1 protein-coding gene is annotated in these 1,014 nt (G+C 62.6%); it reads left to right on the top strand.

The window, feature by feature from the left end:
* The first annotated feature begins 120 nt into the window (after positions 1–120).
* Positions 121–918: a ShlB/FhaC/HecB family hemolysin secretion/activation protein gene (locus HV477_RS28955; protein WP_309224903.1), complete on the top strand. Its 798-nt coding sequence runs from the start codon at positions 121–123 to the stop codon at positions 916–918.
* Positions 919–1,014: the final 96 nt, after the last annotated feature.

Raw genomic sequence — 1,014 nt, 5'->3', positions numbered from 1 at the left:
TACAGCCTGCTGGCCGGCGGGTACGGCACGCGTGTCGGGGCGAACTACAGCCACCTGAACTACCACTACAACTTCCTGCGGGACGGATACAACGGTTACTCCGATAACTGGAGCCTGTATGTGACGCAGCCGTGGATACGCACGGCGCGCGCCCGGGTGGATGTGCGTGCGGAGGGGGGAGAACAGTACCTGACCGATAAATACCCGTCCACGCTGTTTATGGGACTCGGTGAGGAAGGCCGCAAGCGGGTGACGTCGGGTGCCGTCAGCGTGGCAGGGAGCGTGGCGGACGTGCCCGGCGGGGTGACCGGCTTCAGCGTGAAGGGAACGGCAGGGAACCTGGACTACCGCAATGACCTGGCGCGCAGCATTAACTTCAGCCGTGAGCTGGGTTCAGAAGGACAGTTTGCCCGGATGAACTGGACCCTGAACCATGACCAGCAGGTGTGGGGACCTTTCTCTTTGTATGCGGGGTTGAACGGCCAGCTGGCAAACCACAACCTGGATTCCTCGCAGAAGTTCCTGCTGGGCGGCCCGGGCGCGGTGCGGGCTTACGATATCGGAACCGGGTCCGTGGATAACGGCACCGTGGCGACGGGCGAGGTGCGCTGGACGCACGCCATTCCGCAGGGGCGCTGGACGGCATGGGCGGGGACGTCCCCGGCCGTGACGCTGGCGGCGTTTTACGACCAGGGCTGGGGTGAGCAGTATGCGCAGAACCGTAACCAGGACGGTGAGGGCCGCCTGACGGACCACAACCATGTGAACCTGTCGGGGGCGGGGCTGTATGCAACGGTGGCGGATGCGGGTAATTACGCGCTGACGCTGACGTGGGCGCACCGGACGGGGAATGCAGACCCGGTGTCCGGGCTGGATGACCATGACCTGTTCCGGGTGTCGGCAGTGAAGTCATTCTGAGTGGCGGAATAATAAAAAAGAAGGAACAGAACAGTGAACAAGATATACAAACTTAAATACGACCGCCGCCGCAACCAGCTTGTGGCGGTGAGTGAA

This window comes from Salmonella sp. SG203, from assembly GCF_013350575.1.
GTDB classification, from domain to species: domain Bacteria; phylum Pseudomonadota; class Gammaproteobacteria; order Enterobacterales; family Enterobacteriaceae; genus Salmonella; species Salmonella enterica.
Note: the sequence above shows the minus strand (reverse complement) of the source record. Positions and strands in the feature narration are given on the sequence as shown.